Source organism: Hymenobacter sp. B1770, from assembly GCF_049896385.1.
Classification (GTDB): domain Bacteria; phylum Bacteroidota; class Bacteroidia; order Cytophagales; family Hymenobacteraceae; genus Hymenobacter.
Genome location: NZ_JAFCUF010000002.1, coordinates 143626 through 170370, shown reverse-complemented (window position 1 = coordinate 170370; position 26745 = coordinate 143626). Strand labels below are relative to the sequence as shown.

Sequence of the window (26745 nt, the reverse complement as noted above, 5' to 3'; positions counted from 1 at the left end):
CATGCTCTCCTTGCCTGTTTTCCGCCTCATCTTAGCTATCGTCGCCGGCCTGGCCTTGGCCGGCTGCCGGTCATCGGCTGTTGTGCCTAGGTTTCCAGCTGTCCCCGGGTACCGCCACCCGCAGCCGGCCCCAAGCATTGACTCGGTGACTGTCGTCCCCGCCCCGGAGAAGCCCACTATCCCGCAGCAGCGGCTAAAGGCGGAAGTGCGGCTTCCGGACGCGGGCACGCCGGACCGTGAACCCGGTAAGTGTAAGGAACTGGCGAGCGAGCCGGGCCAGAGGCCTGTAAAAGCAATGGAAGGGGATACCGTGCGCAGCACCACCCGGTTGATGGCACCGCGCGGGCCCCGCCAGTATGCATCCCCCAAGCTCTTCAGCGCCCAAACCCTGGTGCATTATGGCCTGCACTTTGTTTTCCCGGCCGTGCTGGCGCTGGTGTTTTTTCCCGGGATGTGGCAAACCGCTTACCTGATTCTGTTGGCCACGATGGCCATAGACCTGGACCACCTGCTGGCCAAACCCATCTTCGACCCGCTGCGCTGCAGCGTGGGGTACCACCCGCTGCACTCCTTTTATGCCATCCCGGTGTATGCGCTGCTGCTCCTGCTGCCGGCCACGCAAATTGTCGCCGTGGGCCTGCTTTTTCACCTGTTAACGGATACGGTGGATTGCTTGTGGAACTTCAGCCACTGCCAGGAGTGCTACGCCAACTCCCGCATTCGTGGATTGCGCAACTGGGTGCGGAAGCTACTCGGACGTGAGGTAATTGACTAACTCAGCACCGCAGAGTAGACGAAAGCACCTGCCGGTTAATACGGATTAGCAGACCCGGGACGAAAACGGGAACAGGCATTCTTCACATCATCAACAAGCTAAAAAGTCACCAATACCTAAGCTACCATGAAGCGCTGCTTTGCTTTTACTAAGTGTAAGCCACGCAGGCCCTGGTTTAAAGCTTAGTCCAGAAGTTAAGCGAATAAGTGCGCACTATTCAACAGGCTCTCTGCGGCAGGTCCCGGCCACGGCAGGGGATTGGCAACTGCTTCCGCTGCCGCAAAGCCATCCAAGCTAGCGTAACAAACAGCGCCAGGGACCAGGGCTCCGGTTCGATAAAGCCGGAGCACGGAAATGCGGCGGCTCCTTACTGCTGCCTGCCCCAGGGAATGATGGATGCCATTGCCTGCGCAAGCACTCACCGAGTGGTAGCCCGGCTGCTACCTTTGAGGCAAGGAGCCTGCTGGTGCTGGTCAAACCTTGTTTTTTCTTCTTGCTGGTTTCAGGCTGTTGCCCATGCCCCCTGCTTCTCCGATTTCCGCCGCTGACCCGGAGCCGGCCCTGTGGCTGAGCCGCTACGGCGACGAGCTGTTTCGCTTTGCCCGCCACCGGGTGGCCTCGGCGACGGTAGCCGAGGAGCTGGTGCAGGAAACCTTCGTGAGCGCGCTCGGCGCGCTGGCTTCTTTCCGGCAGGAAGCCTCGGAGCGAACCTGGCTGTTTGTAATTCTGCGGCGCAAGCTCGTCGACTACTACCGCCAGCAGGCCCGTAGCCCGCTCGTGCCGCTGCCCGGTGCCGGCGACGAGGCCGGCCACGGCCCGCACTTCGAAAGCGATGGCCGCGCGCACTGGCAAAAGGGCCAGGAGCCCCGCGAGTGGGCGGCGGTTGATACCGAGCTGGAACGGCGGGAACTGGCCCAGCAGCTACTACGCTGCCAGGACCAGCTCCCGCCCCAGCAGCAGGCCGTGTTCAACCTGCGCTACGTACAGGAGGTGTCCAGCGAAGAAATTTGTCAGGAACTAGGAATCACTGCGTCCAACTACTGGGTCATCATCCACCGGTCCAAGCTACAGCTGCGCAAGTGCCTGGAAAAGCACTGGTTTTCGGCCTCTTAACCGCACAATCGCACCTCCCTGCTATGTCTGCCCTCTTTAACTGTAACGAAGCCACCCTGCTCATCGAAAAGCGGGCCGAGCGCCCTCTGACCCTGGTCCAGCGCCTGAGCTTGTGGGCTCACCTGCTGATGTGCGTGCTCTGCCGGCGCTACGCCCACCAGACTGCACTGGTGGCCCAGCTGGCCCGGCGCCTTGGGCGCGGCGAGGCCTCGGCCGAAAAGCTCTCCGCCGAGGCGCGCGCCAGGCTGGAGCTGCTGGTGCGCAACGCCGGCTGGGACGGAAAAGCGGCCCAGTAAACCAATTCGGGCACCTGGCCCAGAGTAATTCTTCCTTTGTCGGCACCATGGCGCGGTTGGTTTAGCGGATGGTCGGCCAGGTTGTCATGATTGTCTGCCCAACCGGCGGGGGCTCACACGCCATCCAGAACCGGGCCTGCTCTACCTCGTGCGCCCCCTTCTAGCTGCTGCGAACCAACACGGGCCCGCCATTTTTCGGCGCCGGCTGTAAGGATATGTGGACCGCTGCGTCTACTGGAACAAACCATTCCCGTTGGCAAGGCACCCAATTTTTCTCCTGATGGCCGCGCTACTGCTTCCCCCGCCCCTGGCGGACTGCGCGCCACCTGACCCGTTGCCGTTACGGGCAGCCACGGACATCGGCTCCTTTCCTCATAGTACGTTCACAGCTAGCACCTTCACATGGAGCACGACCGGAATTTAGCCCTACCACGCTTACTCAAAACCTTTGCGCTGCTGGCAGTGCTGGCGGGAGCGGGCTGCCAGAAAGAAACCGCCGCTCCGGAGCCCGCCGTGGCGGCCCGCGACGCGGGACCAACGTTGTATCGCGTGACGTTTGAGGCCAGCTGGAGCGCGGCGACGCACGCCAACTTTCCGGTCGGGGCGCATTTCTCGCCCCTGATGGGAGCCTCGCACCGCGCCGAGGAACTGCTTTTTCAGCCTGGCAGGCTTGCTTCCACAGGCATTCAAAACATGGCCGAGCGGGGCAACAACACGGCGCTACGGGCCGAGATAGCTGCCTGGCGCGGCGATGGGCGCGCCTTGGGCTTGCTCGACGGGCGTGGCAGCACCGCCTCGCCCGGCCAGCTCGCCGACACCGTCCGCCTCGACGCTGGGCACCCGCTCTTGACAGTAGTAACCATGATTGCACCCAGCCCCGACTGGTTTGTGGCCCTCGAAAACGAAAACATGCTGGGCGCGGATGGCCAGTGGGCAACGCTGCGCACGGTTGCCGCTCGCACCTACGACGCTGGCACCGACAGCGGCCCGGCCTTCACCTCGCCCGACCATCCTACCCGGCCCGCCGCACCCGTCGTACTGCTGCGCTTGCCCCCGGCCACCAGCAACGCCGCCGACGGCCCGCCGCTGGGCATGTGGCGGGTGGAGCGCATCAAGTAAAAAGCCGGTTGACTGAACTAGGCTTAAGATATGGGATGACAGAGGACGCGGTTGGAAGCGGGCGTTCCCAGGGTGAAGCTTTGAAATAGTGGGGCGCGAATGGGCGCGCAGACTGGCACAGCGGGCAGCCAAGACATGGCCTTGGTGAAAAGTTTGGTTCAAATGCTGGGTTTGCAGGTAGCTGCTCTTTAAAAGCACATCGGCTTAAACCAGCTGGTTGAAAAACGAAGGTTCAAGGCCAAAGCGCCCGCTCGATTCCCGGCCGGGACCCACGCACTAAAGGCAATGCGGCACGGGCCCCCGCAGAAAACCTTCGAGCTATTCTGCTCCCGCGCTTGCCGGCGGGGAACCATCAGTGGTTCCAACCGGCCGTTCCAGCGCTGACGGGGACCGAGACCCGTACAGAGCGCCGGCTTCCTGGGCCGGCGGGCCGCTTTTGGCCCGGCGCCCGGCGGGGGTGGGCGGCTGGCTCCAGGGCATGGTGCCGACCACAATTTTGGGGACGTTAATGAACACGTCTGTACCGGACCGTTTGGCGACCGCATCCAGGGGAATGTAGGTGTCAGTGTGAAAAATAAGGCCGCTCGATACGTGGAGGTGGCCTTCTGTGTCGTCGTCGCCGGCCACGACGTGGCCGATGGTGCCGATTTCCAGGTGGTCGGACCCGAAGACCCGGTCCCCCGGCTGCGCAGCCAGCGCGCTGGGCGCCGCGGCGTCCACGGCAGCCAGAAACTCGGCGACTTCCAGCACGGCGTTGGAGAGCAGGGGGAAATTCACCAGCACCGCGGCTTCGTAAGCCGGCATGCTCTCGGCCCCTATGGCGTTGCTGATGTAGGTCACGTCGTAGCCTTCTTCCACGGCGCGCCGCCCCGTCGACTCGCAGCACAGGTTGGCGGCCATGCCGGCAATGACCAGGTGGGTGGTGCCCAGGCGCTGCAGCTGGGCGGGCAAATCCGTGGTGAAGACGTCGCAGGTTTTGTGGGGCAGTAGCACCACTTCGTCGCCCAGGGGCTGCAGGTCGGGGTGGAAGTCGGCGCCCCAGCTGCCGGCCAGAAACATCTTCTTCTCGAACATGATGCGGTTGATGCCGCTGCGGCGCTGGAGCTGGTGGGTGGCGTAGTCGTCTTTGGTGTAGGCCATGGGCCCGAACAGCACCGGGATGCCCCGCTCGCGGGCGCCGGCAATCAACTTTTTCAGGTTGCCCACCACGTCGTGCAGTTCGACCGTGCTTTTGGTCAGCTCCCAGCCGGCTCCGCCTTCGGATAGGAAGTCGTTCACCGGGTCAATGACTAGCAGCGCGGTGGTTTGCAGTGGATAGGAAACGGCGCTTTCTCCCTTGGGCAGGTAGGTTGCGCGGCTGGATGGGCTGTTTGGCTGGGGGTTCATCGGACGTGGGCTTGGAAGTGGGATGAAACATAAGGCGTCGGCGTCGTTGCAAAGCGGAGTAGCTGCTCCGGCATCCTCTCCTACGGGATTCTTCTTTTCCGAGGGCAGATTCTTCCGCTCCGCCATCGGGGCGCCGGGATGGCAGAGCGGGCCGCGGTGCCCGGCAGGAACAGGGCTTAATTCGGCACGGGGCCACCCAGCGGCAGGCTGGCCACGCCCACTATGTGGCGGGAGGCGGTTTCTTGCACCAGCACCACGGCTTTAATGTTGGCCAGTTTCCAGCCGGCGCCGAGGGTGAGCGGGACAGAAGCCGCGAACGTACCGTCGGCGGCTACGGCCCCCAGCGGGCGCAGGGCGCGCACCACGCCGGCGTGCTGCAGCAAGCGCCCCGAGTTTTCGCCGCGGCCCACCTTTGAGGACAGGCCGGCCTCGGTCAGAGCCAGCTGCACGGTGGTTGCTTTGGTGCCGGCGGGCAGGTTACTGACCTGCACGTTCAGGTTGCCGTCGGCGCCCCGGGCCAGCGTCACGGTGGCGCGCGGGGCCTGGGCCGCTTGCGTGACGGCCCGGGCCAGGGTCTGACGCTGGCTGCCCACGAACTCATAGCGGCCGTTTACCACGGCCTGGGGCGTGTAGTTGCCTTCCCTAAAACTTTCGGCGTACCAGCGCTGGCGCTCGGTGAACTGGGGCGAGGAGAACGGGTCTTTCCAGCCCAGGCGGTTCCAGTAGTCGACGTGCTGGCCCAGGGCAATGACTTCGACGCCGGGTACCGACTGCGCCATTTCCAGCTCGCGCAGTGCGGCATCGGCCGAAGGGCAGCTGGAGCAGCCTTCCGACGTGAATAATTCTACCACCACCGGCACCCGGGCCGGAGGCCCCGCCACCGGGGGCGCGGGTTCAGGCCCCGTTGCCGGGTCCACTGGGCGGGAACTCATCAGGCCCAGGGCCGTGACGGCAGTAAGCAAAGGCGTTACCGCCAACATAATGCGTTTCATAGCAAAAGGAATAAATGAAACAGTGGTGTTTCCAGGTGGGTGGACGTGGTCAGGTGCCAATCCTTACAAGAGCCAAGGCGAACAGGTGGCGCGGGCTACCCGCCCGTAGAGGCCCCGGAAGCAGGCGAAAAAAAGAGTTGGGCCGGCTGTAAGGGATGTGAAGACAGCGCGTCCATCGAAACCAATCACCCGTTCCCCTTGCTGGCCATGAAAGAATCCCTGCTGGTCGACCAACCCACGACGCCCCTACCCTATTTGGCTCCGGCCCAGACTCTGCCCACCGCCTCCCCGCTGGCGCGCGTCGGCGTCTTTCTGCTGCGCTACAGCCTGGTGCTGGTGCTGGCTTGGATTGGCTTGTTCAAGTTTACGCCCACTGAGGCGGCCGCCATCCAGCCGTTGTTCACCCACAGCCCCCTTTTTGCCTGGCTCTACGAGGTGCTGAGCGTACGCACGGTCTCGAACCTAGTCGGCAGCACGGAAATTCTGGTGGCCGGGCTGATGGCGCTGCGTCCCGTGGTCCCGCGGCTGTCGTACTTCGGAAGCTTGGGTGCAGTGGTAATATTTCTTACTACGGTTTCCTTCCTCTTCACCACGCCGGGCGCGTTTGCCGTTGTCGACGGCCTTTGGGTGCCGGGCGACACGGGAAGCTTTCTGATTAAAGACCTGACGCTGCTGGGCGCGGCGTGCTATACTGCCGCCGAAGCTCGCGGGGCGCGGCAAGTCTAGTTCAGGCTGCGGGTACGTTCCGTGACTGGTCGGTTATCAACTGGCTTACTTTTACCAAAAAAAAACTATTCCCCACCCCACCTAACATGGCAAACAACTTCGCCGGTCAATCGGCACTCATCATTGGCGGCAGCAGCGGCATCGGCCGGGCCGTGGCCCAGCAGCTGGCGCAGGCCGGCGCCGTCGTGCGCATCGTCGGCAACCGCGCGGATAAACTCGACGCCGCCGCGCAGGAGCTGCAGACGCACGGCGACGTGACGGCCCGGCAACTAAACCTGCACGACCGTAGCCAGGTGCAGGACTTTGCCGCCGAGCTAGCCGCCGAACCTGCCCTGGACCTGCTGGTGAACGCGGCCGGTGTGTTCACGCCCAAGCCCTTCTGGGAGCATACCGAGGCTGACTACGATACTTATCATGAACTCAACCGGGCCACTTTTCTGCTCACCCAGGCCGTGGTGCGGCCCATGATGCAGGCACGCCGCGGCGCCATTGTCAACGTGGGCTCGATGTGGGCCCAGCAGGCGGTGCTGGCCACGCCGTCGTCGGCCTATTCCATGGCCAAGGCCGGGCTGCACGCCCTCACCCAGCACCTGGCCATGGAGCTCGGGCCCTACAACATCCGCGTCAACGCCGTCTCGCCGGCCGTGGTGGAAACGCCGATTTACGAATCCTTTATTGCCCCTGCCGAGGTGCACACGGCGCTGCAGGGCTTCAACGCCTTTCACCCCATCGGGCGGGTGGGCCAGAGCACCGACGTGGCCCAGACCATTTGCTTTTTGCTGTCCGAACAAGCCGCCTGGGTGACGGGGGCGGTCTGGGACGTGGACGGCGGGGTAATGGCCGGCCGCAATTAACGACGGTCGTACTACGCAGTGATAGGCTGGTTTCTTTTATTGGCCCATGTCTGGGCAAAGGCATGGGCCGCTTTTTTCGTATTAGTATTTCATTGAACGTATGCGTGTGACCGTTGCGGCTGTGCAAGCAGCCCCCGTTTACCTGAACCTCGCCGCCTCGCTGGCCAAAGCTGAGACGCTTATCGCCGAAGCCGCCGCCCAGGGCGCGCAACTGGTGGTGTTTCCCGAAACGTGGCTGCCCGGCTACCCGGCCTGGCTCGACTGCTGCCGCGACGTGAACCTGTGGGATTCGGCCCCGGTGAAGCAGGTGTACCGCCGCCTGGTGGAAAACAGCGTGGTGGTGCCCGGCCCCGTGACCGAGAAGCTGGCTGCGGCCGCCCGCGCCCACGGCGTAGTGCTCAACATGAGTGTGCACGAGCGGGTGCTGGCCGGCGCTGGCCGCGGCACGCTCTACAACAGCATGCTCACCTTTGGGCCCGACGGCACCTTGCTGCACCACCACCGCAAGCTGATGCCCACCTACACCGAGCGCCTTATCTGGGGGCAGGGCGACGGCCGCAGCCTGTACGCCGTGGACACGCCCGTGGGCCGGGTGGGCGGCCTCGTCTGCTGGGAGCACTGGATGCCGCAAGCCCGCCACGCGCTGCACACTTCCGGCGAAGACATCCACGTAGCGGCTTGGCCGCAGGTAAAGGAAATGAACCTGGTGGCCAGCCGCCACTACGCCTTCGAGGGCCGCTGCTTCGTCATCGCCTGCGGGGCCATTATGCACGCCCGCGACCTGCCCGCCGAGCTCGAGCCGGCCGGCGAGCTGCTCGGCAACCCCGACGCGGTGGTGCTCAACGGCGGCAGCGTCATCATCGGGCCCGACGGGGCCATCCTGGCTGGCCCGGTGTACGACGTGGAGACTATCCTGACGGCCGAAATCGACCTGGCCCGCATTCCCGAAGAGCAAATGGCGCTGGACGTCACCGGCCACTACGCCCGTCCCGACGTATTCGGGCCCACCGGACCGCGTTAATCTCGGCCCGCCTTTTTCTTGGCCTACCACGAGCGGGCTTGGGCGCGGAACGCGCTCACCAGCGAGTCGGGCAACGAACTGCCGCCTCTGTCGATGCCCCTGCAGGGCCCCGCGCTTGTGGCAGCTGGCGTGGGCGGGCACGCTCCACGGGGCCGCAGCATCCGTCAGCGAATGGGGACGGCTCGACGGGGCCGTGGAATCCGGCCGCCATGTTGCCTCGCAGGTGCTGCGGCAGCATGGCGGCGCGCGTAGCGCAGCTTTCTGCGCCAGGCCGAGCCTAAGCCTACATGGAGCGGTGGGTTTGCGTGCGTTCGCGCAGGGCCTCATAATTGGCGGCCGCAAACGCGTCAATCTTCTTCGGCTCCAAGAAGTTCGTTTTAATCTGCTCTTCCCGGTCTTTCCCACCCAGGATGACGTTGATTTCCCGAATCAGCAGCCCTTCCAGCGCCGCGCGGGCCACGTCTTCGGCCGAGTCCATGTTGTGCACCACGGCCGTTTTCATCATGTCAGTGTCGGTGGCCGAAGGATAAACCGTCATCACGTGCAGGGGGTACTGGTGCAACTCCCGGCGCATGGCGTCCGAAAACTGGCCCACGGCCGCTTTGGTGGCGGCGTACACGCTGTAGAAGGGCATGGCAATGTAGCCGTAGCCGGAGGAGATGTTCACGATAGCCCCTTCCGGACTTTGCTGAAGCAGCGGCAGGCACTTTTTGGTGAGCAGAATCAGGCCTGTCAGGTTGATGGTTATCTGGTTGACGACGTCCTCGTCGCTCTGCTCCGTGAGCAGGCCCGCGCTCACCACCCCGGCGTTGTTGATGAGAATGTCGAGCCCGCCCCAGGCTTCGGTTACGGCGGCCACGGCCCGGTCCAGGTCGGCGGCCCGGCCTACGTCGCCGGGCAGCAGCAGGAAGTTGACGGCGGGAAATTCGGTAGCCAGCGCGTCGAGCGGCTCTTTTCGACGGCCCACAACGGCCACGTCCTGTACGCCGCGGCGCACCAGCTCGGCCAGAATGGCCTTGCCGATGCCGGCACTGCCGCCGGTAATCAATACTTTCTTGTTTTTCAAATCCATGGCGTTTGGCTTATTCCTAGTTTTTCGTGGCATTGGCCGGCTCAGGTGCCGGCAGCCGGCGGGTGGTCAAGGGCTCGGCCTTGAGCAGCAGGTCGGTGAACAGGAAGGAGTCATCTTTGTTGAGGTACCATTTCCGCTCTTTGGGGAGCTTCACGCCGCTTACTACCAACTCCTGGTCGAGCACGACGTATTCGCCGTCGTTGGGCTCTTTGTGCTGGTAAAAGCGGTAGGCCTGTAGCGCGTAAGTGCGCGGGTTCAGGTAAAAGGACCAGGTATCCTGGCCCACGGCCGGGTCGTAGCTCACCTGCACGGTGGGGTAGGTTTTGCCCAGCAGCGACTGCATGGGCGCTTCTTCGGCCACCCGCGTGCCCGCGTCGCGCAGCTTCATGGGCAGGCCGTAGAGGTAGGTGTAGAAGTTGCGCGTGCCCTGCGCCGCCCCAGCCGCCAGACGAAACTGCTTGCGGTCTTCGTCTGTGAAGTCTGGTTTGCCATCGAGCAGCAATACTTCCTGCCCGTTGACCACGCCCTTGACCACTTCGCGCCCCCCGGGGTGGCTGATGTGGCAGAAATAGCCGGTGGCATTGTCGAGTTCCACCTCGAAGGTGTTGACCTTGCCCTGGGCTGTGGTCGACTGGAAATACAGCCGGGTCTTGAGCGTGGACCATTTTCCTTTGGGGTCGTGATAGGCAATGGACTTCTGCACCAGCTGTGGGCCCGTGAGCGGACGGGGCTGAGCGGCGAGCAGGGCAAGGCCAACGAGAAGAAGCAGCAGTTTTGGCATCGGTGCGGGAAAAAGGAAAATAAGTTACTGGCTGCTGCTGGTAACGCAAGGAAGCCGGCTTGCCCTCTTACGCGCCCTCCCGGCTACGGTTGAACGCCTGTTAAGAGCTTACGTACGAAAGGCCCGACCGGGGGCTGCGCGACGCTTCATAATTTTGGCTTCTGCCTTTCGTACCAGCCGGTACGGCATAAGTAGCGGGAGCTTCCAATAAGGAGCCGGCTTTATTTTTTTATTGTACTCTATATTTTTTGGTCCATGGACGAAAATGAACAAACGATAGCCGTGGCTTCCGGAAACCCCGTGAAAATAGCGGCGGCCCGGGCGGGTTTTCAGCTGATGTTTCCGCTCCTGCGGTTCCAGGTGGTTTCGGTGGTCGTAGCCTCGGACGTCTCCAGCCAGCCCTTGTCGGATGAGGAAACGTTAACCGGTGCCCTGAACCGGGTTAATCATGCCGTGTCGGCCAACCCGACCGCGGATTTCTGGATAGGGATTGAGGGCGGGGTGCAAACACTGGCCGCCGAATTAGGGGCTTTTGCCTGGGTGGTCGTGCGCTCCCGGAGCGGGCTGGGCAAAGCCCGCTCCGGCACCTTCTTTTTACCGCCGGTCATCGCAGACCTGGTCGCGCAGGGCATGGAGCTTGGCCACGCCGATGACCTGGTGTTCAAGCAGTCGAACTCCAAGCAAGCCGCCGGCGCCATCGGCCTGCTGACCGATAATGCCGTTGACCGCCGGCAACTCTATGAGCAGGCCGTGGTGCTGGCGCTGGTGCGCTTTAAAAACGAAACCTTGTACCAGCAGTCCTCGCCCGGTACCTGAAAAGGCAGGACTGGGAGGTTAACGGCCGCGAGTGCTTTTTTATCTTGTCGATTTATAGATTGATGACTGAAGAAAGCTCGGCGGGACGCCCTGGTTTCTAGCCCCAGCACTCCCCACCACTATTAATAGCACCTAATAGCACCACCAACTCCCTAGAAATAGATAGAGTTGTTCACCGCCCTGGGCATCCAGCACGTCGAAGTGCTCAACGTCCAGAGCCGCGAGCACGCTAACCACCCCGACACGCTGGCTCTGCTCGAGCGGGCCAGCGACGTCCTGTTCACCGGCAGCGACCCGCTCCGCCTCACCGCCGTGCTCGGCGGCACCCAGTTCCTGCTTCGGCTGCGCGAGCGCCACTACACGGAGAGATTCGTCATCGCCGGCACCAGCGCCGGAGCCGCCATGGCGACGGCCATGAGTTCTCAGGGGCACAACGATGCGCGCTACCGCAAAGACGAAATCCACCTCTCTGCCGGCCTGGCCGGTGCCTTGCCCACCCCCGGCTCGTCGCCGAACTCCAGTCCTACGTCGACGGCACCCAGAGCCTGAACGAGTTGACCCGGGCTGCCCCGCCCGTGGGAAAGGTCCTCCAGGCCGTAGCCCACCGCGCCCAAGCCACCGAGTAGACCATTCCAGCAAACGCATTAAACCCTGCTGGGGCCTCCCGATAGGATTTTTTAAGTGGTTTTTGGGGAAAGTAGTGATGCCGAATGAGGGCCTGGGGAAATCCTCCAAATGTGTGAGCGCCAACAGGAACGGAGCAGCTAAACACCGGTTTATTTTTCGTACCTTTTGGTACTTTTTATTGCTCTGCCTGGCTTGTTAAGCAAAGCCATGCGAGCTGGGGCCGTAGGGGGCTGCCTATCAGTTACCACCCTCCTCATGCCCGCCCCCATGCTTCCATCTCCAAATTATACCTCATCGGCCTCATCCCCGCAGGGCCCTGGCTTCGATGCCAACTTGCTGCTCGAAACCCTGCCCTGGGGCGTGCTGGGCCTGGCGCCCGATGGCACCTTGGCCATGCTCAACCCTGCGGCCGAAGCCTTGTGGGGCGTGCCCGCCGCGGCCGTGCTGGGCCACGCGCCGGCGCAGGTGCAGCCCGCCGTGCTGCCGCCCGAGCTGCTGCAGGCCCTGGCGCAACCCGCCACCGCATCGCCAGACGCCACGTACTGGCTGCCTCACACCCAGCAGTGGATAGCGCTGCGCATCGCGCCGGCCGCCGACGGCAGCCAGTGGGTGTATTGGGAAAACGTCACGGCCAACAAAGAGGCCGCCCGTACGGCGCAGGAGCACCGCACCCAGCAACGCCACACCCGCGAGCTGCTGGCCGCAGTGGAAGTGGTAGCCCACACCGGCAGCTACGAGGCGGAGCTGGCCACCATGAGCTTTCACTTTTCTGAAGGCATGTACCGACTGTTTGGAGAAGAGCCCGGGGCTTTTACTCCGAGCCTCGACTTTATTGATGCCCGCTCCCACCCCGACGATGTGGGCCCGGTGATGCAGGTGCTGGAACAGGCCATCGCCGAAAAGCGGCCCTACCAATACGTGCGCCGCATCTACCGCGCCGATGGGCAGCTGCGCACCCTGGAAGCTCACGGCAACGTCATTTGCAACAAGGCGGGCGTCCCCGTCAAGCTGCTGGGCCTGGTGCAGGACATTACGGAGCGCCAGCAGGCCGCAGCCGAAGTACTGCGCGTACAGCAGGAGCTGGCCCACCGCGCCACCGACCAGTACCGGACGCTGTTCATGGCCCTCGACCAAGGCTATTTCCTGGTTGAGGTGGAGTTCGATGAGCACCACCAGCCCATCGACATTCTGTACCTCGACGCCAACCCCGCCGCTGGCCGCATGGTGGGGGAAGACTTCACCGGCCGCCGGCTCAAAGACATCGACCCAGCCTACGAGGCCTACTGGTACGACATCTTCGGTCGCGTGGCCCGCACCGGCATCAGCGAGCGGTTGGAGCAATACGCCGACCCAGACAAGATGTGGTACAACTTCTACGTGTCTAAAGTAGGCGACGAGACCAGCCGGCGCGTGGCCGTGGTGTTTCGGGACATTACCGAACGGAAGCAGCACGAACAGGCGCTGGAGGAAGGCAAAGCCCAATCCGAGGCCGACCTGGCGGGAATGCGCCGCCTGTACGAGCTGCAGTCGAGGCTGGCCCACCATAACGATGTCCAAGCGGCCTTTCAGGACGTGCTCGCCCTGGCCTGCGAGTTCACCAGCACCGACCGCGGCTGCGTGCAGTTTCTCAGCACCGACGGGGCGCGGCTGGAGATGTTCGTGTGGCAGGGCTACCCGGACGACAGCCCTTTTATCTCCTACTTTCGGTACGAAGGCCTGAAAACCGGCTGCGAGGTAACGCGCGTGCAGCGGCAGCGCCTCATCATCGAAGAGACGGTGGGTTTCGAGGGGCTGGAAGGCACCGAGGCCGGCGCGGCCACCTACGCCGACGAAATTCGCGCTGCGCAGTCTACCCCCATGACCAGCCGGACGGGTGAGACCATCGGCGTCATCAGCACGCAGTTCCGCCAGCCCCACCGGCCCAGCGACCACGAGCTGCGGCTGCTGGACATGCTGGCCTGGACGGCGGCGGAGTTTTTGGAGCGCCACCGGGCCGATGCGGCGCTACGCCATTCCGAAGAAAAATACCGCACGCTGTTCGAGACGATGGACGAAGCCTATCACGTCATCGAAATGCTTTTTGATGCGGAGAATAAACCCGTCGATTACCGCTTTCTCGAATCCAACCCCGCGTTTGAAAAATTAACCGGACTTCAAAACGCCGCCGGCAAAACAGTGCGCGAACTCGTGCCGGAAATCGGGGAATACTTGATTGAAAAATACGGCACCGTCGCGTTAACGGGCGAACCCAGCCGCTACAGCAACCGCATGGCCGGACTCCAGGACCGGTGGTACGACGGCTATGCGTTTCGTCTCGGCGGCGAGGGAAGCCGGCGGGTCGCCGTTATCTTCAGCGAAATCACGGAGCGCAAGCGCGCCGAAGAAGCCCTGCAGCAAAGCGAGGCCCAGCAGAAGTACCTGCTCCAGCTCAGCGACGCGCTCCGGCCCCTGGCCGAACCCACCGCCATTCAGAACGCAGCCTGCCAGGTGCTGCGGGCCCAGCTGGGCGCCAGCCGGGTAGACTTCACCGAGGCCACTGGCTGTGGGGAGTTGAGGGTAGTGGCCACCGACTGCACCGCCGGCGTGGCCAACCGGCTGGGGCTGTGTTACCACATTGCCGACTACGGCTCCGAAATAGCGGCTGAATTTGAAGCGGGCCGCATCAGCTGGCGCGACGACGTGACCACCCAGCCGGGCATCTCGCACGCGGAAAAGGCCGCTTACGCGGAAGTGCATGTCCGAGCCTGGGCCAACGTGCCGCTGGTCAAGCACGGCCGGCTTGTGGTGATGCTCTCGGTGCACTTCCCCGAGGCCCACGCCTGGACTGCCGACGAGCTGCGCTTGCTGGAGGAAACGGCCGAGCGCACCTGGGCGGCTGCCGAGCGGGCGCGGGCCGAAGCAGCCCTGCGGGAGTCGGAAGCGCTGTTGCAAAAGGCGTTTTCCATAAGCACCGTGAGCCAGCTCTACTTCACCCTGGACGGGGGCATGACGGCGGCCAACGAGGCGTTTGTGCGCACGAGCGGCTACCGCCGCGAAGAGCTGCTCACCCTCAATTGGAAAGCATTGGCGGCCCCCGAGTTTGGGGACATGGCGGAGCGAGCCGCGGGGGAGCTGGCCGAGCGGGGCGAAACCGCGCCCTACGAGACGCAGTTTGTGCGCCCGGACGGCTCGCGCTGGTGGGGCCTGTGCGCACCCACCCGGCTCAAGGGAGAGGGCCCGACCGCGGAATGCATGGAGTTTATCGTGGACATCAGCGAGCGCAAGCAGGCCGAAGAACAGTTGCGGGCGTTTACGGCCTCGCTGGAAGCGCTGGTGGCGGAGCGCACCCAGGCCCTGCAGGGCAGCCACCAGCGGCTGAACACCATTTTTGAGGCCGTGCAGCTGCAGCTGGGCTACTACGAGGCCGTGCGCGACGCCAACGGGCAGGTAGTGGATTTGCGCGTGGTGCTTGCCAACCAGGCGGCGAGCGAGTGGCTGGGCTTACCTGCCGCCGATGCCCCGGGCCTGCTCCTGTCCAACCAATTGCCGGGCCTGCGGGAAATGCGGGTGTGGCAAACCATCACCCAGGTCATCGAAACCGGCCAGTTCCAGCGCCTGGAGGTATGCGACCAGGCGGACGATACCGGGGCGTGGTTCGATGTGCAGTACACCCGCCTCGGCGACGGTATTATCTTGGCTTCGCGCGATATCACGGTCCGCAAACAGCGAGAGCAGGACCTGCGCGAAAGCCAGGAGCTGCTGCAGTCGGTGTTCGACACGAGCCTGATTTCCATGTCGGTGCTGAAGGCGGTGCGCGACGAAACCAGCGCCGTGCAGGACTTCCGCATTGCCATGGCCAATAAGGAGCTGGCGCGAGAAACCGGCCGCACCGACCTGGAGGGCAAGCTGTACGCCGAGGAATACCCGGGCATCAAGCTCGCCGGCATCTACGAGCTAATGCTGGGCGTGCTGGAAACCGGCAAGCCGGCCGGGCGGGAATACTTCTACCCCTACGAAGGCATTAATAAGTGGTACGCCTGCCAGTTCGTGAAAATGGACGATGGCCTGGTGGCCATCAACCTCAACATTACCGAACGCAAGCTGGCTGAGGAGAAAAGCCAGGAGCAGGCCCACTTCATTGCCCGCGTCAACGAAACCATTCCCGACCTGCTGATGGTGACGGAGCTGGCCTCGGGCCGGGTGCTGTACCTCAACCGGGCCCCGCTGGATGCCCCGGGCTTCAAGCACGAAGAGCTGCCGCACCTCTCGCTTCAGGAACAGACAGCCTTGCTGCAGATGCACCCCGACGACGCGGCCTTGCGGCCCGATTACTTAGCCCGTGCGGCGGCCCTTGCCGACCACGAAATCGCAGAATTCAGCTACCGGGTCCGGTTCAATACTCCTAACTGGCGCTGGTTTCAGGTGCGGGGAAGCGTGTTTCAGCGCGACCCAGCTACCGGCGCCGCCACCCAGATTCTGAGCGTAGCGCAGGACGTGACCGCCCGGAAAGAAGCCGAGCTGCAGCAAGCCAAGTCGTACCAGCTGCTCCAGCAATCCGAGGAAGTAGCCAACCTCGGCTCCTGGGAATACGACCGCGCCACAGGCGAGTTTCTGTGGTCGGCGGGCATGTACCGGCTGTTTGGCCTGCCGCTGGGCAGCCCCATCCGGCCGGAAACCTACCTTGACTTTGCCCTGCCCGAAGACCGAACCGTGGCCGAGCGCATCGTGCGGGGCCTGACCACCGGCCGCACCGGTTTTGAGGAAACGCTGCGCATTCAAGTGGGCGAAGCCGTGAAAACGGTGCGCGTGAAGGCCGCCGGGGCGTTTGATGACGACGGCAAGCCGCTGCGGATGCTGGGCGTGGACTTGGACATCAGCGACGTGCGGCGCCTCGAAGCCGAAAACCTGCGCATGCGCCTCACCCAGCAGCAGGCCTTGTTTAACGCCGTGCTGGAGGCCCAGGAAGCCGAGCGCGGGCGCATCGCCGAAAGCCTGCACAACGGCGTGGGCCAGCTGCTCTATGCCACCAAGCTGCAGCTAAACCAACTCGGGGCTGGCTACGGGTCAACGGCCCTAAACCGGGCCGACGAGTTGCTGGCCGACGCCATTCGCCAGACACGCACGCTCTCGCACGAGCTGGTGCCCTCCGTGCTGAGCGAGTTTGGCCTAGCGGCGGCCTTGCGCGACATTGGCCGCAGCCTGCGCGGCCCCAACCTGCGGTTTGTGTGCACCGTAGAGCTTGACGAGCAGCAGCCGCTGCCCCAGCCGCTGCAAGTGGCCCTGTACCGCATAGCACAGGAGCTGGCCCAGAACGTGGTGAAGCACGCCCAGGCCACGGAAGCCAGCCTAGCGCTCGAAGTCGTTCCGGGCTTTGTGCTGATGCGGGCCGAAGACAACGGCGTGGGGTTTTCTTCCGCGTCGGCTTCGAGCACCGGCATCGGGCTGCGCACCACCCGCGACCGGGTGGCGCTGCTTGGCGGCTCAGTATATATGGGCTCCTCGCCCAAATTTGGCACCTACGTACGTATTCGTATTCCCTTACCTTCCACTTCTGCCGCGCCCTCCGCATGACAAGAGTTTTTTTAGTAGACGACCATACGGTGCTCCGCAAGGGGCTGCGCAGCCTGCTCGACGGCCAACCCAACATCACCGTGGTGGGCGAGGCCGCCAACGGGCAGGAGCTGCTCGACCAGCTGCACGCCACGCCCGCCGACGTGGTGCTGCTTGACCTGCACATGCCCGTGCTTGACGGGCTAACCACCACCCGGCGCCTACGCGAAGAATTCTCCGACGTGCGGGTGCTCATTCTGTCCATGGAAGAGCACGAGCTCAGCATCGACCAGGTGCTGAAGGCGGGCGCGCTGGGCTACGTGCTCAAAAACGCCGACAAGGCGGAAATCCTGGTGGCCATTCAGTCCGTAGCGGCAGGCAAGCGTTTTCTCTGTTCCGAGCTGGGCTTGCTAATGCTCGATAAACTCGTGGGCACGCCGCTTGTCAGCCCCGAGCTCGCGCAAACCGACAAAGCCCTGTCGCAGCGCGAGCGGGAAGTGCTGCAATTGATAGCTGACGGCCTGACCAACGTTGAAATATCGGACAAACTCTTCACCAGCAAGCGCACCATCGAAACCCACCGCCAGAACATCCTGGAGAAAACCGGCGCCAAAAACACGGCGGCCCTTGTGCGGTACGCCATGGGCCGCGGCTGGCTGTCGAAAGAGTAAGGAAGCATTGTCAATTCTCGGCTCCCGCGTAGGACCACTGGGTTCTGCTGCCAGTGCAGGCGGCCGAAGTGTTCCTGCAGCACCTGGATAATTTTGTGGCGGGTGAGGGGTTTGGTGAGGTAGCCGTCGATAGGCACGTGGCGCATCTGCGCCACGCCTTTGGAGTTGAGGGAGGTGGTGAGCATGATGATGACCACCGAGGGGCCGCGCACGTCGACGTGGGGCGTCCGGGCGGTCCGAATGCCAATACTTCACGTCGTTGCTGAGCAGGTTGTACACCCTCCGAGAATTTAAAAGGTGGCTGGGCTGCTACGTCGACGACGAGTTTGGTCCTGCCCGGTTCCCTCCAGCAGGGGCAGCAGGTCCTGGCGGACGTCCTCGACGGCGGCGGCTAGGTTGACCAAAGTGTTGGCGGGCGCGTGCTCTTTCTGCAGCTTGGAGACGGCGGTGAGGTGGTCGATGGTGGGCTTGAAGCGTTACACCGCCTCGGGCTTGACCCGCTCAAATTCGTCGAGATGGTACTCCAGGTGGAAAAGCAATTCAACATTCGGTTTTTAGACCCCGAACTGCAGAAGTTGCGCATGGTCCATGCTTTTACTAAACAACTATCGAGCAGCCTTTGCGGCAGCGCTTGTCTGCCGAGTTCTTCGCGCAGCTGCTGCAAAACGGCCAGTGGTTATGAAGGGAACTTATCCTGTGCGACACAGGTAGCAAGGCCCCTTCACTAACCTAGCAGCCGCTTTTCTGTTTGTCGATTAGGAACTGGTTGAATTCAGCCCCCTACGAAACGCGGATACCGGAAGCACACTATTTTTTACAGCAGCGGATGGGTAGTGCACGTCCGGCGCCACTTATACTTATTAATTTTTGATGCTAGAACTAACCGGATTTCGTGTGCTCGTGGTGTGCGCGCTGCTGGCGCTGGGACTGCCCCGGCAGAGCTGGGCCCAGGCGCAACACGTGCTCAGGGGCACGGTGCGCGACCCCGCGGGTGCGGCCCTGCCGGGCGCTACCGTGGCCGTGCCGGCCCTGGGCCTGGGTGCGGCTACCGACGAGAAAGGCCGCTATAGCCTCCGTCTGCCAAGCGGGCCGCAGCAGGTGACGGTGTCCTTTGTGGGCTACCTGCCGCAGACCTTTCAGGTGAACCTGAGCCGCCCGCAGCAGCGCGACCTGGTGCTGGCCCCGAATGCCAATGAGTTGAACGAAGTGGTGGTGCAGGGCCAGCAAACGTTGCAGGAGAAGCTTGAAACCACACAAATGGGCACTGAGCACCTCAGCATTCGGGAGGCCAAGCTGCTGCCGGCCTTGTTTGGCGAAGTTGACATCCTCAAGACCCTGCAACTCAAGCCCGGCGTGCAAAGCGGCGGGGAGGGCAGCAGCGGCATCTTCGTGCGTGGCGGCTCGGCCGACCAGAACCTGGTGCTACTCGACAACGCATTGGTCTATAACCCGAACCACTTGTTCGGGCTGTTCTCCGTGTTCAACTCCGACGCCGTGCAGTCGGTGGACCTGTACAAGTCGGGCTTTCCGGCCCAGTTCGGCGGGCGTCTCTCCTCGGTGATAGATGTGAAGATGCGCGAGGGCAGCCGCGAGAAGTTTACCGTGAACGGCGGCATCGGCCTCATTGCCTCGCGCCTGAGTTTGGAAGGACCCATCAACAAGGGCAACCAAAGGTCGGCGCCAGCCAAAGGCTCGTTTCTCGTGAGCGGGCGCCGCACCTACTTCGACGTATTCACCCGCGCCCTCAACCGGGCCAACAAGGACGACGAGACCTGGCGACCCATCCCCGACTACTACTTCCACGACTTCAACGCCAAGGCCAACTACACGCTGGGCGAGAAAGACCAGGTGTTTGCCACCGGTTACCTGGGCCGCGACGTGTTTGGGTTCAACTCGTTTGGCAACCTGCAGGCCAATTTCTCGTGGGGCAATACCCTGGGCACGCTGCGCTGGCAGCACACTTTTTCGCCCAAGCTCACGGCCAACACCCAAGTGGGCACGACCAGCTACCGCTACTCGCTGGGCAGTGCGGTCGATGTCCTCTCCTTCGGCCTGACGTCCACCATTCGGGACTACAACGCCCGCGTGGATTTTGACTACGCCCTGGACTCGGCGCATCAGGTGCGTTTTGGGGGCAGCGCCACCCACCACACCTTCGGCGTGGGCCGCCTGCAGGTGGAAACGGGCGACAATTCCCTTAACATCGACGACAACATCTCCTACCCCGGACTGGAGGCGGGCATTTACGCCAGCGACAACTGGAAAATCAGCGACAAGTGGCAGGCCGAGCTGGGGCTGCGCCTGAGCGGCTTCAGCAGCGAGGGCCGCACCTACGGCGGACTGGAACCGCGGGCAGCGGTGCGCTACGCGCTCAACCCCACCGTGTCGCTCAAGGCCAACTACGCCCTGATGTACCAGTACGCCCACCTGGTGAGCAATTCGGGCGCCTCGCTGCCCACCGACATCTGGTACCCCACGCGCCTGTCGGTGAAGCCCCAACGCTCGCAGCAGGTGAGCACCGGCGCCAGCTTCCTGTTGTTCGGCGGCAAGTTTCTGCTCACTAACGAGGTGTACTACAAGTGGGCCGCCAACCAGGTGGACTTCCGCGACGGAGCCCAGATTTTCGCCAATCCCAACCTCGACCAAGAGTTTCTTTTCGGCCGCGGCTGGAGTTACGGCAACGAGCTATACCTGGAAAAGCAGAGCGGCAAAACCACCGGCTGGATTGGCTACACCCTGGCCTGGGCCTGGCGGCGGTTTCCGCCCCAGCGCGGCACCGACGGCATCAACGACGGGCGCGACTACGTGCCCAGCTACGACCGGCGCCACAACCTCAACGTGGTGCTGCTGCACCAGCTCAATACCCGCCTCAGTCTGACTTCCAGCTTCGTGTACACCAGCGGCGCGCCGGCCACGCTGCCGGCCGGCCGCTTTCCGCTGCAAAACGTGCAGGGCGGCGACCTGCTGGCCGTGCCCGTGTTCCCCGACCGCAACACCTACCGCCTCATCCCCTACCACCGCCTCGACCTGGGCGTGGTCTGGAAACTACGGCCCGTGCGCTTCGGCACCGAGCGCGACCTGACCTTCAGCGTGTACAACGCCTACGACCGGCGCAACGCCTACTTCGTGTACTTCGAGGTGATGCGCAACCGGGACACCGACCTAATCACCGGCTTCCGGGCGCAGCAGGTGTCGTTGTTTCCCATTATTCCGTCGGTCACCTACAACTTCAAGTTCTAACCCCGTGCGTATGTCTATCAAGCAGTTATTTGCCACGATTGGCCTGGGAGGACTGCTCCTCACTCTAGCAGGTTGCAACCTGGAAAAAGAGGTCGACGTCGTGCTGCCCGCCTACACCCCCGAGCTGGTGGTGGAGTGCTACCTGCAGGCGGGGCAGGTGCCGCGCCTTACGGTGGTGGAGTCGGGGGCGTACCTGCCTACGGCAACGGGTACCGACCAGCCCACCATCACGCTGCCCACCGCCACGACGCCTACCCTGGGGATAGGCATCAACGGCATCACGATTCAGGTGCCCGTGAACGTCACCGTCCGCCTCACGCTGCCCAACGGCCAGGTGGTGCCGCTGCTGTTCGCCCCGGGCATCGACCCGGCCACGCGCAAGGTCTTCACCCACATCGGCACGGCGCCGCTGGCCATGCAGCCCGGCCAGCGCTTCGCCCTGGACGTGCGCGACACCCGCAACCACCACGTCACAGGCACAGCCATTGTGCCTTCCTTCATTCCGATTGACACGGTGCGCTACGAATTCAACGGCGTGAGCGGTCCGGACCGTAGGGCCAATATTCTCACCCGCTGGACCGACCCGGCTGCTACCGCCGACTACTACTACCTGCTGCTCAACAAAATCAGCGAGCCCAACGATGAGATTGGCGACTACCTGCTCAACGACCAGCTGTTCAACGGCCAGACCTACACCGCCCCGACCACCTACCGCTTCATGCCTGGGGACACAATGGTTGCCACGCTCTACCACCTGGAGCAGGCCCATTACAACTTCCAGCAGAGCGTACTGGGGGCCGTCTCGGCCAACGGCAACCCCTTCGCCCAGCCCGCCCGCATCCGCAGCACCGTGCAAGGCGGCCTCGGCGTGTTTGCGGTGCTGGTGGCCGACCGCCGAACGGTGATATTGAGATAGAAAACGCAAGCATCCTGACTGCTAACCCGTCGCGTACCTGAGTTGCCTGTTACCCCGGATTACTGGTTTTGGCATTCTGCTTCCCGCTGCTCAGAGATTGGCCCCGCCAACGCAAAACCGGCGCATCACTTGTCTATAACTGAACTACAACGTCTGTTTCTGGCTTATGACCAGCACCTCGCCAACAGCCGCCCCTACGAGAACCGGCGTAGGGGCGGCTAAACCCCATGGCCTTTGCCAGCATGGGAGACCAACAGTTAATACATGACCAAACAACGCTATTTCTCCCTCATCCTGATTCTTGGCGGCCTCACGGCGCTGGGGCCCTTTTCCATCGACATGTACCTGCCCGGCTTCCCAGGCATAGCCAAGGACCTGAACACCACGGTGGCGCGGGTGGGGCTGTCCTTGTCGAGCTTTTTCGTGGGTATTTCCGCGGGGCAGCTGCTGTATGGCCCGCTGCTCGACCGGTATGGGCGCAAGCCCCCCCTTTACCTGGGCCTGGCGCTCTACGTGGTGGCCTCCCTGGGCTGCCTGGCAGTGCACAATATTGAGGTGCTGATTGCCCTGCGTTTTGTGCAGGCCATCGGCAGCTGCGCCGCAGCGGTAGCCTCGATGGCGATGGTGCGCGACCTGTTTCCCGTCAAGGACAGCGCCAAGGTCTTTGCTCTGCTCATCCTGGTAGTGGGTGCGTCGCCCATGCTCGCGCCCACCTTGGGCGGTTATGTTACGGATGCGTTTGGCTGGCGGGCTGTTTTTGTGGCCTTAGGAGGACTCGGGGTGGTCCTGCTGCTGGCCAGTGCGCTCTGGTTGCCCGTGAGCTACGCGCCGGACACCACGCTCTCGCTCAAGCCCCGGCCCATCCTTACCAATTTTTGGGCGGTGCTGCGCGAGCCGCAGTTCACGGCCTATGCCCTTACGGGGGCCGTGTCGTTCAGCGGACTCTTCGCCTATGTTTCCGGTTCGCCGCTGGTGTTCATGGACATTTTCCAAGTCGACGGCAAGGTGTACGGCTGGATATTCGCCTTTCTTTCCGTCGGCCTGATTGGTGCCAGCCAGGTCAACAGCTGGCTCGTGCGCCGCTACACGAGCGAACAAATTGTCTTCTGGGCGCTGGTGTGCCAGTCGCTCACCACGCTCGTCTTTCTCGGGCTGACCAGCGCTGGGGTGCTCGGCCTGGGCGGTACGGTGGCGCTGCTCTTTGTGTTTTTGAGCTGCGTAGGCTTCACCAGCCCCAATACCTCGGCCTTGTCGCTGGCGCCGTTTATGCGTAACGCCGGCAGCGCGTCGGCCCTGATGGGCGCGCTTCGAATGGGCATGGCCGCGCTGGCCTCGGTTGGGGTGAGTTTGTTTAATGCCCGCTCGGCGGTGCCGATGGCCGCCATCATGGCTGTAACCTCCGTGCTGGCACTGCTCATTCTGCTGGCTGCCCGGCGGCGGGTGGAAGCCATGCAACCCGCCCCGGTACAGGCGGCGGGCGGCGCGCTCCACTAAGCCGGGAGGGAGGCCATGCTTGGCCTTTTTATAGCAGTGAGGGGGTGGAATTACCCTAAGCCAAAATTAGTCCCCGTCCATGCCGGTTTGTAATGCCCTGTTCAGGCCTGCCTAAAGCACGGTTTCACCTCTACGGGACGGGGGTTCACGAAACTCATCCCTTCGGCGCGTTTGGTAAACTTTGAATCGTAGACGGGTTTCTTAAACTCCCTTGGCACCGCAGTAGCTTGCGGGGCACTTGGTGTCCGGCCCCTGCTAGTGGTACGGAAAAAGGAGCCTATTGCTTGCTGGCTTTTGTTTTCTCTTTAGCTAGGTACCACTGCGATACATAGCCTTCCACGCCCACGTCTTCGCTCATGAACAGCACGAGTGCCCAGTTGCTATTGGGCAACGCCGTGACGGTCCCTCGTGCGTTTCGAACCACGTAGAGGCCGGGTTCTGCGGGCCCTTCGGCCCGGGGCCGGGGTCGAATGTTGAGGACGCTGGCGGCCACGTAGACGGTATCGCCAACCTGGAACGGCGGCCGCTTCGACGCTAGAGCCGCTTGTGGCGGGAGGTGGCTGGCAGCAGGTAAAGAAGGGATGGTGGCGAACACCAAGCCCAGCAGGCAGTAGGGCCGCAAATGTGGCAGGAGCATAGCCCAAAGAAAGCGGGCAGCAGGAATATCTGCTGCCCAGGGCTGACCACCGCATCAAGTTCATGAAAACGGTCCCAAGGTAAACGCGGGCATTCCGTTGAAGGAGCCATTATCTTTCAAGCCTGGAAAACGGAATGCTTGGTTTTCTGGTGGCTGCTTTTCGAATACTCTTCTGCCATGACCTACTTACTGAAGGGCCGGGTTCGCTTCTCGTTTGTAGCGGCCGTGCCGTGCGCCCTGCTCGTCGCTGTGTTACTCGGCTGCACAGACCCGCCCCCTTCCGTCCCCGGTGAATTGGGCACGAGGTCGCAGGACTCGTCATCTCGCGCCGATACGGTGGCGCTCCGTTATACCGTACTGGGGGCCGATTGCGGCTTATTTCCCGCCGCGGCCCGCCTACTCACCGACGAGCAAGGCAACGCCCCGCCCCATCTAGACCGCTTCACGCCCACGCTGCCACAAGCGGCCCGCGTTGAATTGGCCCTGCGCACCTTGCCCCTGCACCGGGTTCCCGTGCTAGCGGGCTACCGCATTCTGCCCAATTACCCGCTGCTGATTCACCAAAACCTGCACCGCTACAAGCGCCAATACTTTGGCTTCTACAATCTGCAGCGGCAGCCGTGCTTCTATGTACATTTCTTTGCGGCAACCGTCGAAGAACACCCCGGCTATACGCCGCAGTGGTTGCGCGAAGCCTTCCAGGTAGTGGACGGAGGGGCCGCATTCTGGTCCATCAAATACAATTGGACGACCCACCAATTTTACGATTTTGAAGCCAACAGCGAAGGGTGAACGCAGCAGGTGTGTTCCTGCTCTAAGTGTCACTTAGCAGTTCAGAAATACGGTGGTTTAGACACGCAATGAGTAGAGCAGACCTCACTTCAAGCGAGGGTTCTCTTTACAGCAGGGCGGAAGTGTCATTCGCTGGCTTTTCCCGGTGCTGAAGAATCGCGGGGATGCTTACTTCCACCCAGTCGGCCAGGGCGCGCACGGCGGGAACCGCCTGCTGTCCCAAAGCAGTGAGCGAGTATTCTACATGGGGCGGTACCACTTCGTAGGCTACGCGGAGCACGAGGCCATCGGCTTCCAGTAATTGTAGCGTCTGGGCCAGCATTCGTTCGCTCACCCCCTCAATGGCGCGGCGTAGCTCGCTAAAGCGGTAGGTGCGGCCATCCAGCACCAGCAGCACCAGCAGGCCCCATCGGCTGGTAAGGTGCTGGAGTACGGCACGGGAAGGGCAGGCCGCCGCCAAAAGGTCGCCGCGCTGTAGCTTATTGGAGAGGGTTGTTGCAGCTGGCGCGAGGGAAATCTCACTTTTTTTCATACTTACCTTTTTGTACGTACTTACGTTGCGTAAGTATACAGCCTACCTTTGATTCATCCTTGACCTAACCAACTACATCATGCGTATTGCCCTCACCGGCGCCACGGGCCAGCTCGGCCGTCTTGTGCTGGAACAATTGAAAACTCGTGTGCCCGCTACCCAAATCGTCGCGCTGGTGCGCAACCTCGCCAAAGCCGAGGACCTGGGCGTGGAAACCCGCCTCGCTGATTACAACCAGCCGGAAACGCTGCCCGGGGCGCTGGCAGGCGTCGGCACCTTGCTGCTCATTTCGTCGAGCGAGGTAGGCCAGCGGACCGTGCAGCACCGCAATGTCCTGGAAGCTGCAAAGCAGGCCGGTGTACAGCGAGTCGTTTACACCAGCGTGCTACGCGCCGATACCTCCCCGCTGAGCCTAGCGGTGGAGCACCGGGCCACGGAAGCCGACCTCAAAGCCTCCGAGCTGCCGTTTACCATCCTGCGCAACGGGTGGTATACCGAGAACCATACCGCGGCAATACTCGGCACCTTGGCCACTGGGGCCATTTACGGGAGCGCCGGGGAGGGCCGGTTTTCGCCGGCTACCCGGGCCGATTTTGCCGAGGCCACCGCGCGCGTGCTCACGGAGGAAGGCCATGTAGGCCAGACCTACGAGCTGGCCGGAGACGAATCGTATACGCTGGCCGAACTGGCGGCGGAAATCTCGCGCCAGACCGGCAAAACCATTCCCTACCACGACCTGCCGATGGCCGACTATGCCGCCGTGCTGGTGAAAGTGGGCCTGCCCGAAGGCCTCGCGCACGCCATAGCCAGTTGGGATGCCGATGCCGCCGCAGGAGCCCTGTTTGACGACGGCCACCAGCTTTCCCACTTGCTCGGCCGCCCGACCACCTCGCTGGCAACGGCCGTGGGCGCCGCATTGAACTAAGCGGTTGGCGTAATTTACTTAACTAAAAAGCCCCGTCGACTGCCAGGCTAGAAGTCGACGGGGCTTTTTAGTGGTTGATTGGGTCTTAGACCACGCGCTACACCGGCTGGTGCTTGGCATCCTGTACCTTGTTGGATGTCATCGGAAGGGAGCGTAAACGATGGCCGGTGGCATAGAAGACTGACGGCTTTCGGCGTTATTGTTTCTCGAAGCACTTCTCCAAACTAGCACATGAAACCAAACATCATCTGCCACATGATGACCTCGCTCGACGGTCGCATCATCACCCAGCGTTGGGATTAACAAGTTGACACCAGCGCTTACGAAACCACGGCCGCCCACTTTGACGCGCAGGCCTAGCTGTGTGTTCACGCGTGACAATGGAGCAAGATTTTACTAAAGGGGTGGTCCGCAACCTGCAGCCCGGCAGG

22 protein-coding genes are annotated in these 26745 nt (G+C 62.9%); 16 read left to right on the top strand and 6 right to left on the bottom strand.

The window, feature by feature from the left end; all coding sequences use genetic code 11:
* The first annotated feature begins 295 nt into the window (after positions 1-295).
* From ACP7AJ_RS04700 to ACP7AJ_RS04685, 4 genes are all read left to right on the top strand, one after another.
* On the top strand, positions 296-775 hold the full coding sequence (locus ACP7AJ_RS04700) for a DUF6122 family protein (protein ID WP_426059041.1): 480 nt from the start codon (positions 296-298) through the stop codon (positions 773-775).
* Positions 776-1291: 516 nt separating this feature from the next.
* A complete protein-coding gene (locus ACP7AJ_RS04695; RefSeq protein WP_426059040.1) occupies positions 1292-1888 on the top strand; it encodes a sigma-70 family RNA polymerase sigma factor in 597 nt (198 codons plus the stop codon).
* 23 nt (positions 1889-1911) lie between these two features.
* Positions 1912-2184 (top strand): hypothetical protein, encoded by a 273-nt coding sequence (locus ACP7AJ_RS04690; protein ID WP_426059039.1) that lies wholly within the window; start codon positions 1912-1914, stop codon positions 2182-2184.
* A gap of 402 nt (positions 2185-2586) precedes the next feature.
* Positions 2587-3303: a spondin domain-containing protein gene (locus tag ACP7AJ_RS04685; protein ID WP_426059038.1), complete on the top strand. Its 717-nt coding sequence runs from the start codon at positions 2587-2589 to the stop codon at positions 3301-3303.
* Positions 3304-3621: 318 nt separating this feature from the next.
* Here the strand turns inward: ACP7AJ_RS04685 and ACP7AJ_RS04680 are convergent, their stop codons facing one another.
* Both ACP7AJ_RS04680 and ACP7AJ_RS04675 read right to left on the bottom strand, forming a co-directional pair.
* Entirely contained in the window at positions 3622-4689 is a 1068-nt protein-coding gene (locus tag ACP7AJ_RS04680) for an isochorismatase family protein (RefSeq protein WP_426059037.1), read from the bottom strand.
* Between the two features lie 176 nt (positions 4690-4865).
* Positions 4866-5681 (bottom strand): DUF1223 domain-containing protein, encoded by an 816-nt coding sequence (locus tag ACP7AJ_RS04675; RefSeq protein ID WP_426059036.1) that lies wholly within the window; start codon positions 5679-5681, stop codon positions 4866-4868.
* Between the two features lie 207 nt (positions 5682-5888).
* Between ACP7AJ_RS04675 and ACP7AJ_RS04670 the strand changes: the two genes are divergently transcribed.
* The 3 genes from ACP7AJ_RS04670 (at position 5889) to ACP7AJ_RS04660 (ending at position 8282) form a co-directional block, all read left to right on the top strand.
* Positions 5889-6407, top strand: coding sequence for a DUF417 family protein (locus ACP7AJ_RS04670; RefSeq protein WP_426059035.1), 519 nt, complete (start codon positions 5889-5891; stop codon positions 6405-6407).
* An 86-nt stretch (positions 6408-6493) separates the two neighbouring features.
* The gene (locus tag ACP7AJ_RS04665; RefSeq protein ID WP_426059034.1) at positions 6494-7261 is read left to right on the top strand and encodes an SDR family NAD(P)-dependent oxidoreductase; all 768 of its coding nucleotides are present in this window, start codon (positions 6494-6496) and stop codon (positions 7259-7261) included.
* Between the two features lie 100 nt (positions 7262-7361).
* A complete protein-coding gene (locus ACP7AJ_RS04660) occupies positions 7362-8282 on the top strand; it encodes a carbon-nitrogen hydrolase family protein (protein WP_426059033.1) in 921 nt (306 codons plus the stop codon).
* Positions 8283-8565: 283 nt separating this feature from the next.
* On the opposite strand, the gene ACP7AJ_RS04655 is transcribed toward ACP7AJ_RS04660, so the two are convergent.
* On the bottom strand, positions 8566-9354 hold the full coding sequence (locus ACP7AJ_RS04655) for an SDR family NAD(P)-dependent oxidoreductase (RefSeq protein WP_426059032.1): 789 nt from the start codon (positions 9352-9354) through the stop codon (positions 8566-8568).
* Between the two features lie 16 nt (positions 9355-9370).
* Entirely contained in the window at positions 9371-10135 is a 765-nt protein-coding gene (locus tag ACP7AJ_RS04650; protein ID WP_426059031.1) for a DUF6503 family protein, read from the bottom strand.
* A gap of 255 nt (positions 10136-10390) precedes the next feature.
* Here ACP7AJ_RS04650 and yjjX point away from each other — a divergent pair, with 255 nt between their 5' ends.
* The 7 genes from yjjX (at position 10391) to ACP7AJ_RS04615 (ending at position 23428) form a co-directional block, all read left to right on the top strand.
* Entirely contained in the window at positions 10391-10951 is a 561-nt protein-coding gene (gene yjjX, locus ACP7AJ_RS04645) for an inosine/xanthosine triphosphatase (RefSeq protein ID WP_426059030.1), read from the top strand.
* A 168-nt stretch (positions 10952-11119) separates the two neighbouring features.
* Complete coding sequence (locus ACP7AJ_RS04640) at positions 11120-11500, top strand: hypothetical protein (RefSeq protein ID WP_426059029.1); 381 nt, start codon at positions 11120-11122, stop codon at positions 11498-11500.
* A gap of 345 nt (positions 11501-11845) precedes the next feature.
* Positions 11846-17128, top strand: coding sequence for a PAS domain S-box protein (locus ACP7AJ_RS04635; RefSeq protein ID WP_426059028.1), 5283 nt, complete (start codon positions 11846-11848; stop codon positions 17126-17128).
* Positions 17125-17778 (top strand): response regulator, encoded by a 654-nt coding sequence (locus tag ACP7AJ_RS04630; RefSeq protein WP_426059027.1) that lies wholly within the window; start codon positions 17125-17127, stop codon positions 17776-17778. Before ACP7AJ_RS04635 ends, ACP7AJ_RS04630 begins: the two co-directional genes overlap by 4 nt.
* An 870-nt stretch (positions 17779-18648) precedes the next feature.
* Positions 18649-21018, top strand: a complete 2370-nt coding sequence (locus ACP7AJ_RS04625; protein ID WP_426059026.1) for a TonB-dependent receptor — start codon at positions 18649-18651, stop codon at positions 21016-21018.
* A gap of 10 nt (positions 21019-21028) precedes the next feature.
* Positions 21029-21934, top strand: a complete 906-nt coding sequence (locus tag ACP7AJ_RS04620; protein ID WP_426059025.1) for a DUF4249 domain-containing protein — start codon at positions 21029-21031, stop codon at positions 21932-21934.
* Positions 21935-22198: 264 nt separating this feature from the next.
* Positions 22199-23428: a multidrug effflux MFS transporter gene (locus ACP7AJ_RS04615; RefSeq protein WP_426059024.1), complete on the top strand. Its 1230-nt coding sequence runs from the start codon at positions 22199-22201 to the stop codon at positions 23426-23428.
* Positions 23429-23705: 277 nt separating this feature from the next.
* Here the strand turns inward: ACP7AJ_RS04615 and ACP7AJ_RS04610 are convergent, their stop codons facing one another.
* Positions 23706-24065: a hypothetical protein gene (locus ACP7AJ_RS04610; protein ID WP_426059023.1), complete on the bottom strand. Its 360-nt coding sequence runs from the start codon at positions 24063-24065 to the stop codon at positions 23706-23708.
* A 177-nt stretch (positions 24066-24242) separates the two neighbouring features.
* Here ACP7AJ_RS04610 and ACP7AJ_RS04605 point away from each other — a divergent pair, with 177 nt between their 5' ends.
* The gene (locus ACP7AJ_RS04605; RefSeq protein WP_426059022.1) at positions 24243-24857 is read left to right on the top strand and encodes a hypothetical protein; all 615 of its coding nucleotides are present in this window, start codon (positions 24243-24245) and stop codon (positions 24855-24857) included.
* A 106-nt stretch (positions 24858-24963) separates the two neighbouring features.
* Here ACP7AJ_RS04605 and ACP7AJ_RS04600 read toward each other — a convergent pair whose 3' ends face one another.
* A complete protein-coding gene (locus ACP7AJ_RS04600; protein ID WP_426059021.1) occupies positions 24964-25389 on the bottom strand; it encodes a winged helix-turn-helix transcriptional regulator in 426 nt (141 codons plus the stop codon).
* A gap of 79 nt (positions 25390-25468) precedes the next feature.
* Here ACP7AJ_RS04600 and ACP7AJ_RS04595 point away from each other — a divergent pair, with 79 nt between their 5' ends.
* A complete protein-coding gene (locus ACP7AJ_RS04595; protein WP_426059020.1) occupies positions 25469-26314 on the top strand; it encodes an SDR family oxidoreductase in 846 nt (281 codons plus the stop codon).
* Positions 26315-26745 lie beyond the last annotated feature (431 nt).

Excerpts from the sequence above, each read along its gene's own strand:
- ACP7AJ_RS04665 (WP_426059034.1), top strand. The coding sequence starts at position 6,494 with ATGGCAAACAACTTCGCCGGTCAATCGGCACTCATCATTGGCGGCAGC.
- ACP7AJ_RS04655 (WP_426059032.1), bottom strand. The coding sequence starts at position 9,354 with ATGGATTTGAAAAACAAGAAAGTATTGATTACCGGCGGCAGTGCCGGC.
- ACP7AJ_RS04695 (WP_426059040.1), top strand. The coding sequence starts at position 1,292 with ATGCCCCCTGCTTCTCCGATTTCCGCCGCTGACCCGGAGCCGGCCCTG.
- ACP7AJ_RS04635 (WP_426059028.1), top strand. The coding sequence starts at position 11,846 with ATGCTTCCATCTCCAAATTATACCTCATCGGCCTCATCCCCGCAGGGC.
- ACP7AJ_RS04610 (WP_426059023.1), bottom strand. The coding sequence starts at position 24,065 with ATGCTCCTGCCACATTTGCGGCCCTACTGCCTGCTGGGCTTGGTGTTC.
- ACP7AJ_RS04630 (WP_426059027.1), top strand. The coding sequence starts at position 17,125 with ATGACAAGAGTTTTTTTAGTAGACGACCATACGGTGCTCCGCAAGGGG.
- ACP7AJ_RS04670 (WP_426059035.1), top strand. The coding sequence starts at position 5,889 with ATGAAAGAATCCCTGCTGGTCGACCAACCCACGACGCCCCTACCCTAT.
- ACP7AJ_RS04660 (WP_426059033.1), top strand. The coding sequence starts at position 7,362 with ATGCGTGTGACCGTTGCGGCTGTGCAAGCAGCCCCCGTTTACCTGAAC.
- ACP7AJ_RS04625 (WP_426059026.1), top strand. The coding sequence starts at position 18,649 with ATGCTAGAACTAACCGGATTTCGTGTGCTCGTGGTGTGCGCGCTGCTG.
- ACP7AJ_RS04675 (WP_426059036.1), bottom strand. The coding sequence starts at position 5,681 with ATGAAACGCATTATGTTGGCGGTAACGCCTTTGCTTACTGCCGTCACG.
- ACP7AJ_RS04605 (WP_426059022.1), top strand. The coding sequence starts at position 24,243 with ATGACCTACTTACTGAAGGGCCGGGTTCGCTTCTCGTTTGTAGCGGCC.
- yjjX (WP_426059030.1), top strand. The coding sequence starts at position 10,391 with ATGGACGAAAATGAACAAACGATAGCCGTGGCTTCCGGAAACCCCGTG.
- ACP7AJ_RS04685 (WP_426059038.1), top strand. The coding sequence starts at position 2,587 with ATGGAGCACGACCGGAATTTAGCCCTACCACGCTTACTCAAAACCTTT.
- ACP7AJ_RS04620 (WP_426059025.1), top strand. The coding sequence starts at position 21,029 with ATGTCTATCAAGCAGTTATTTGCCACGATTGGCCTGGGAGGACTGCTC.
- ACP7AJ_RS04595 (WP_426059020.1), top strand. The coding sequence starts at position 25,469 with ATGCGTATTGCCCTCACCGGCGCCACGGGCCAGCTCGGCCGTCTTGTG.
- ACP7AJ_RS04615 (WP_426059024.1), top strand. The coding sequence starts at position 22,199 with ATGACCAAACAACGCTATTTCTCCCTCATCCTGATTCTTGGCGGCCTC.
- ACP7AJ_RS04650 (WP_426059031.1), bottom strand. The coding sequence starts at position 10,135 with ATGCCAAAACTGCTGCTTCTTCTCGTTGGCCTTGCCCTGCTCGCCGCT.
- ACP7AJ_RS04600 (WP_426059021.1), bottom strand. The coding sequence starts at position 25,389 with ATGAAAAAAAGTGAGATTTCCCTCGCGCCAGCTGCAACAACCCTCTCC.
- ACP7AJ_RS04700 (WP_426059041.1), top strand. The coding sequence starts at position 296 with ATGGAAGGGGATACCGTGCGCAGCACCACCCGGTTGATGGCACCGCGC.
- ACP7AJ_RS04680 (WP_426059037.1), bottom strand. The coding sequence starts at position 4,689 with ATGAACCCCCAGCCAAACAGCCCATCCAGCCGCGCAACCTACCTGCCC.
- ACP7AJ_RS04690 (WP_426059039.1), top strand. The coding sequence starts at position 1,912 with ATGTCTGCCCTCTTTAACTGTAACGAAGCCACCCTGCTCATCGAAAAG.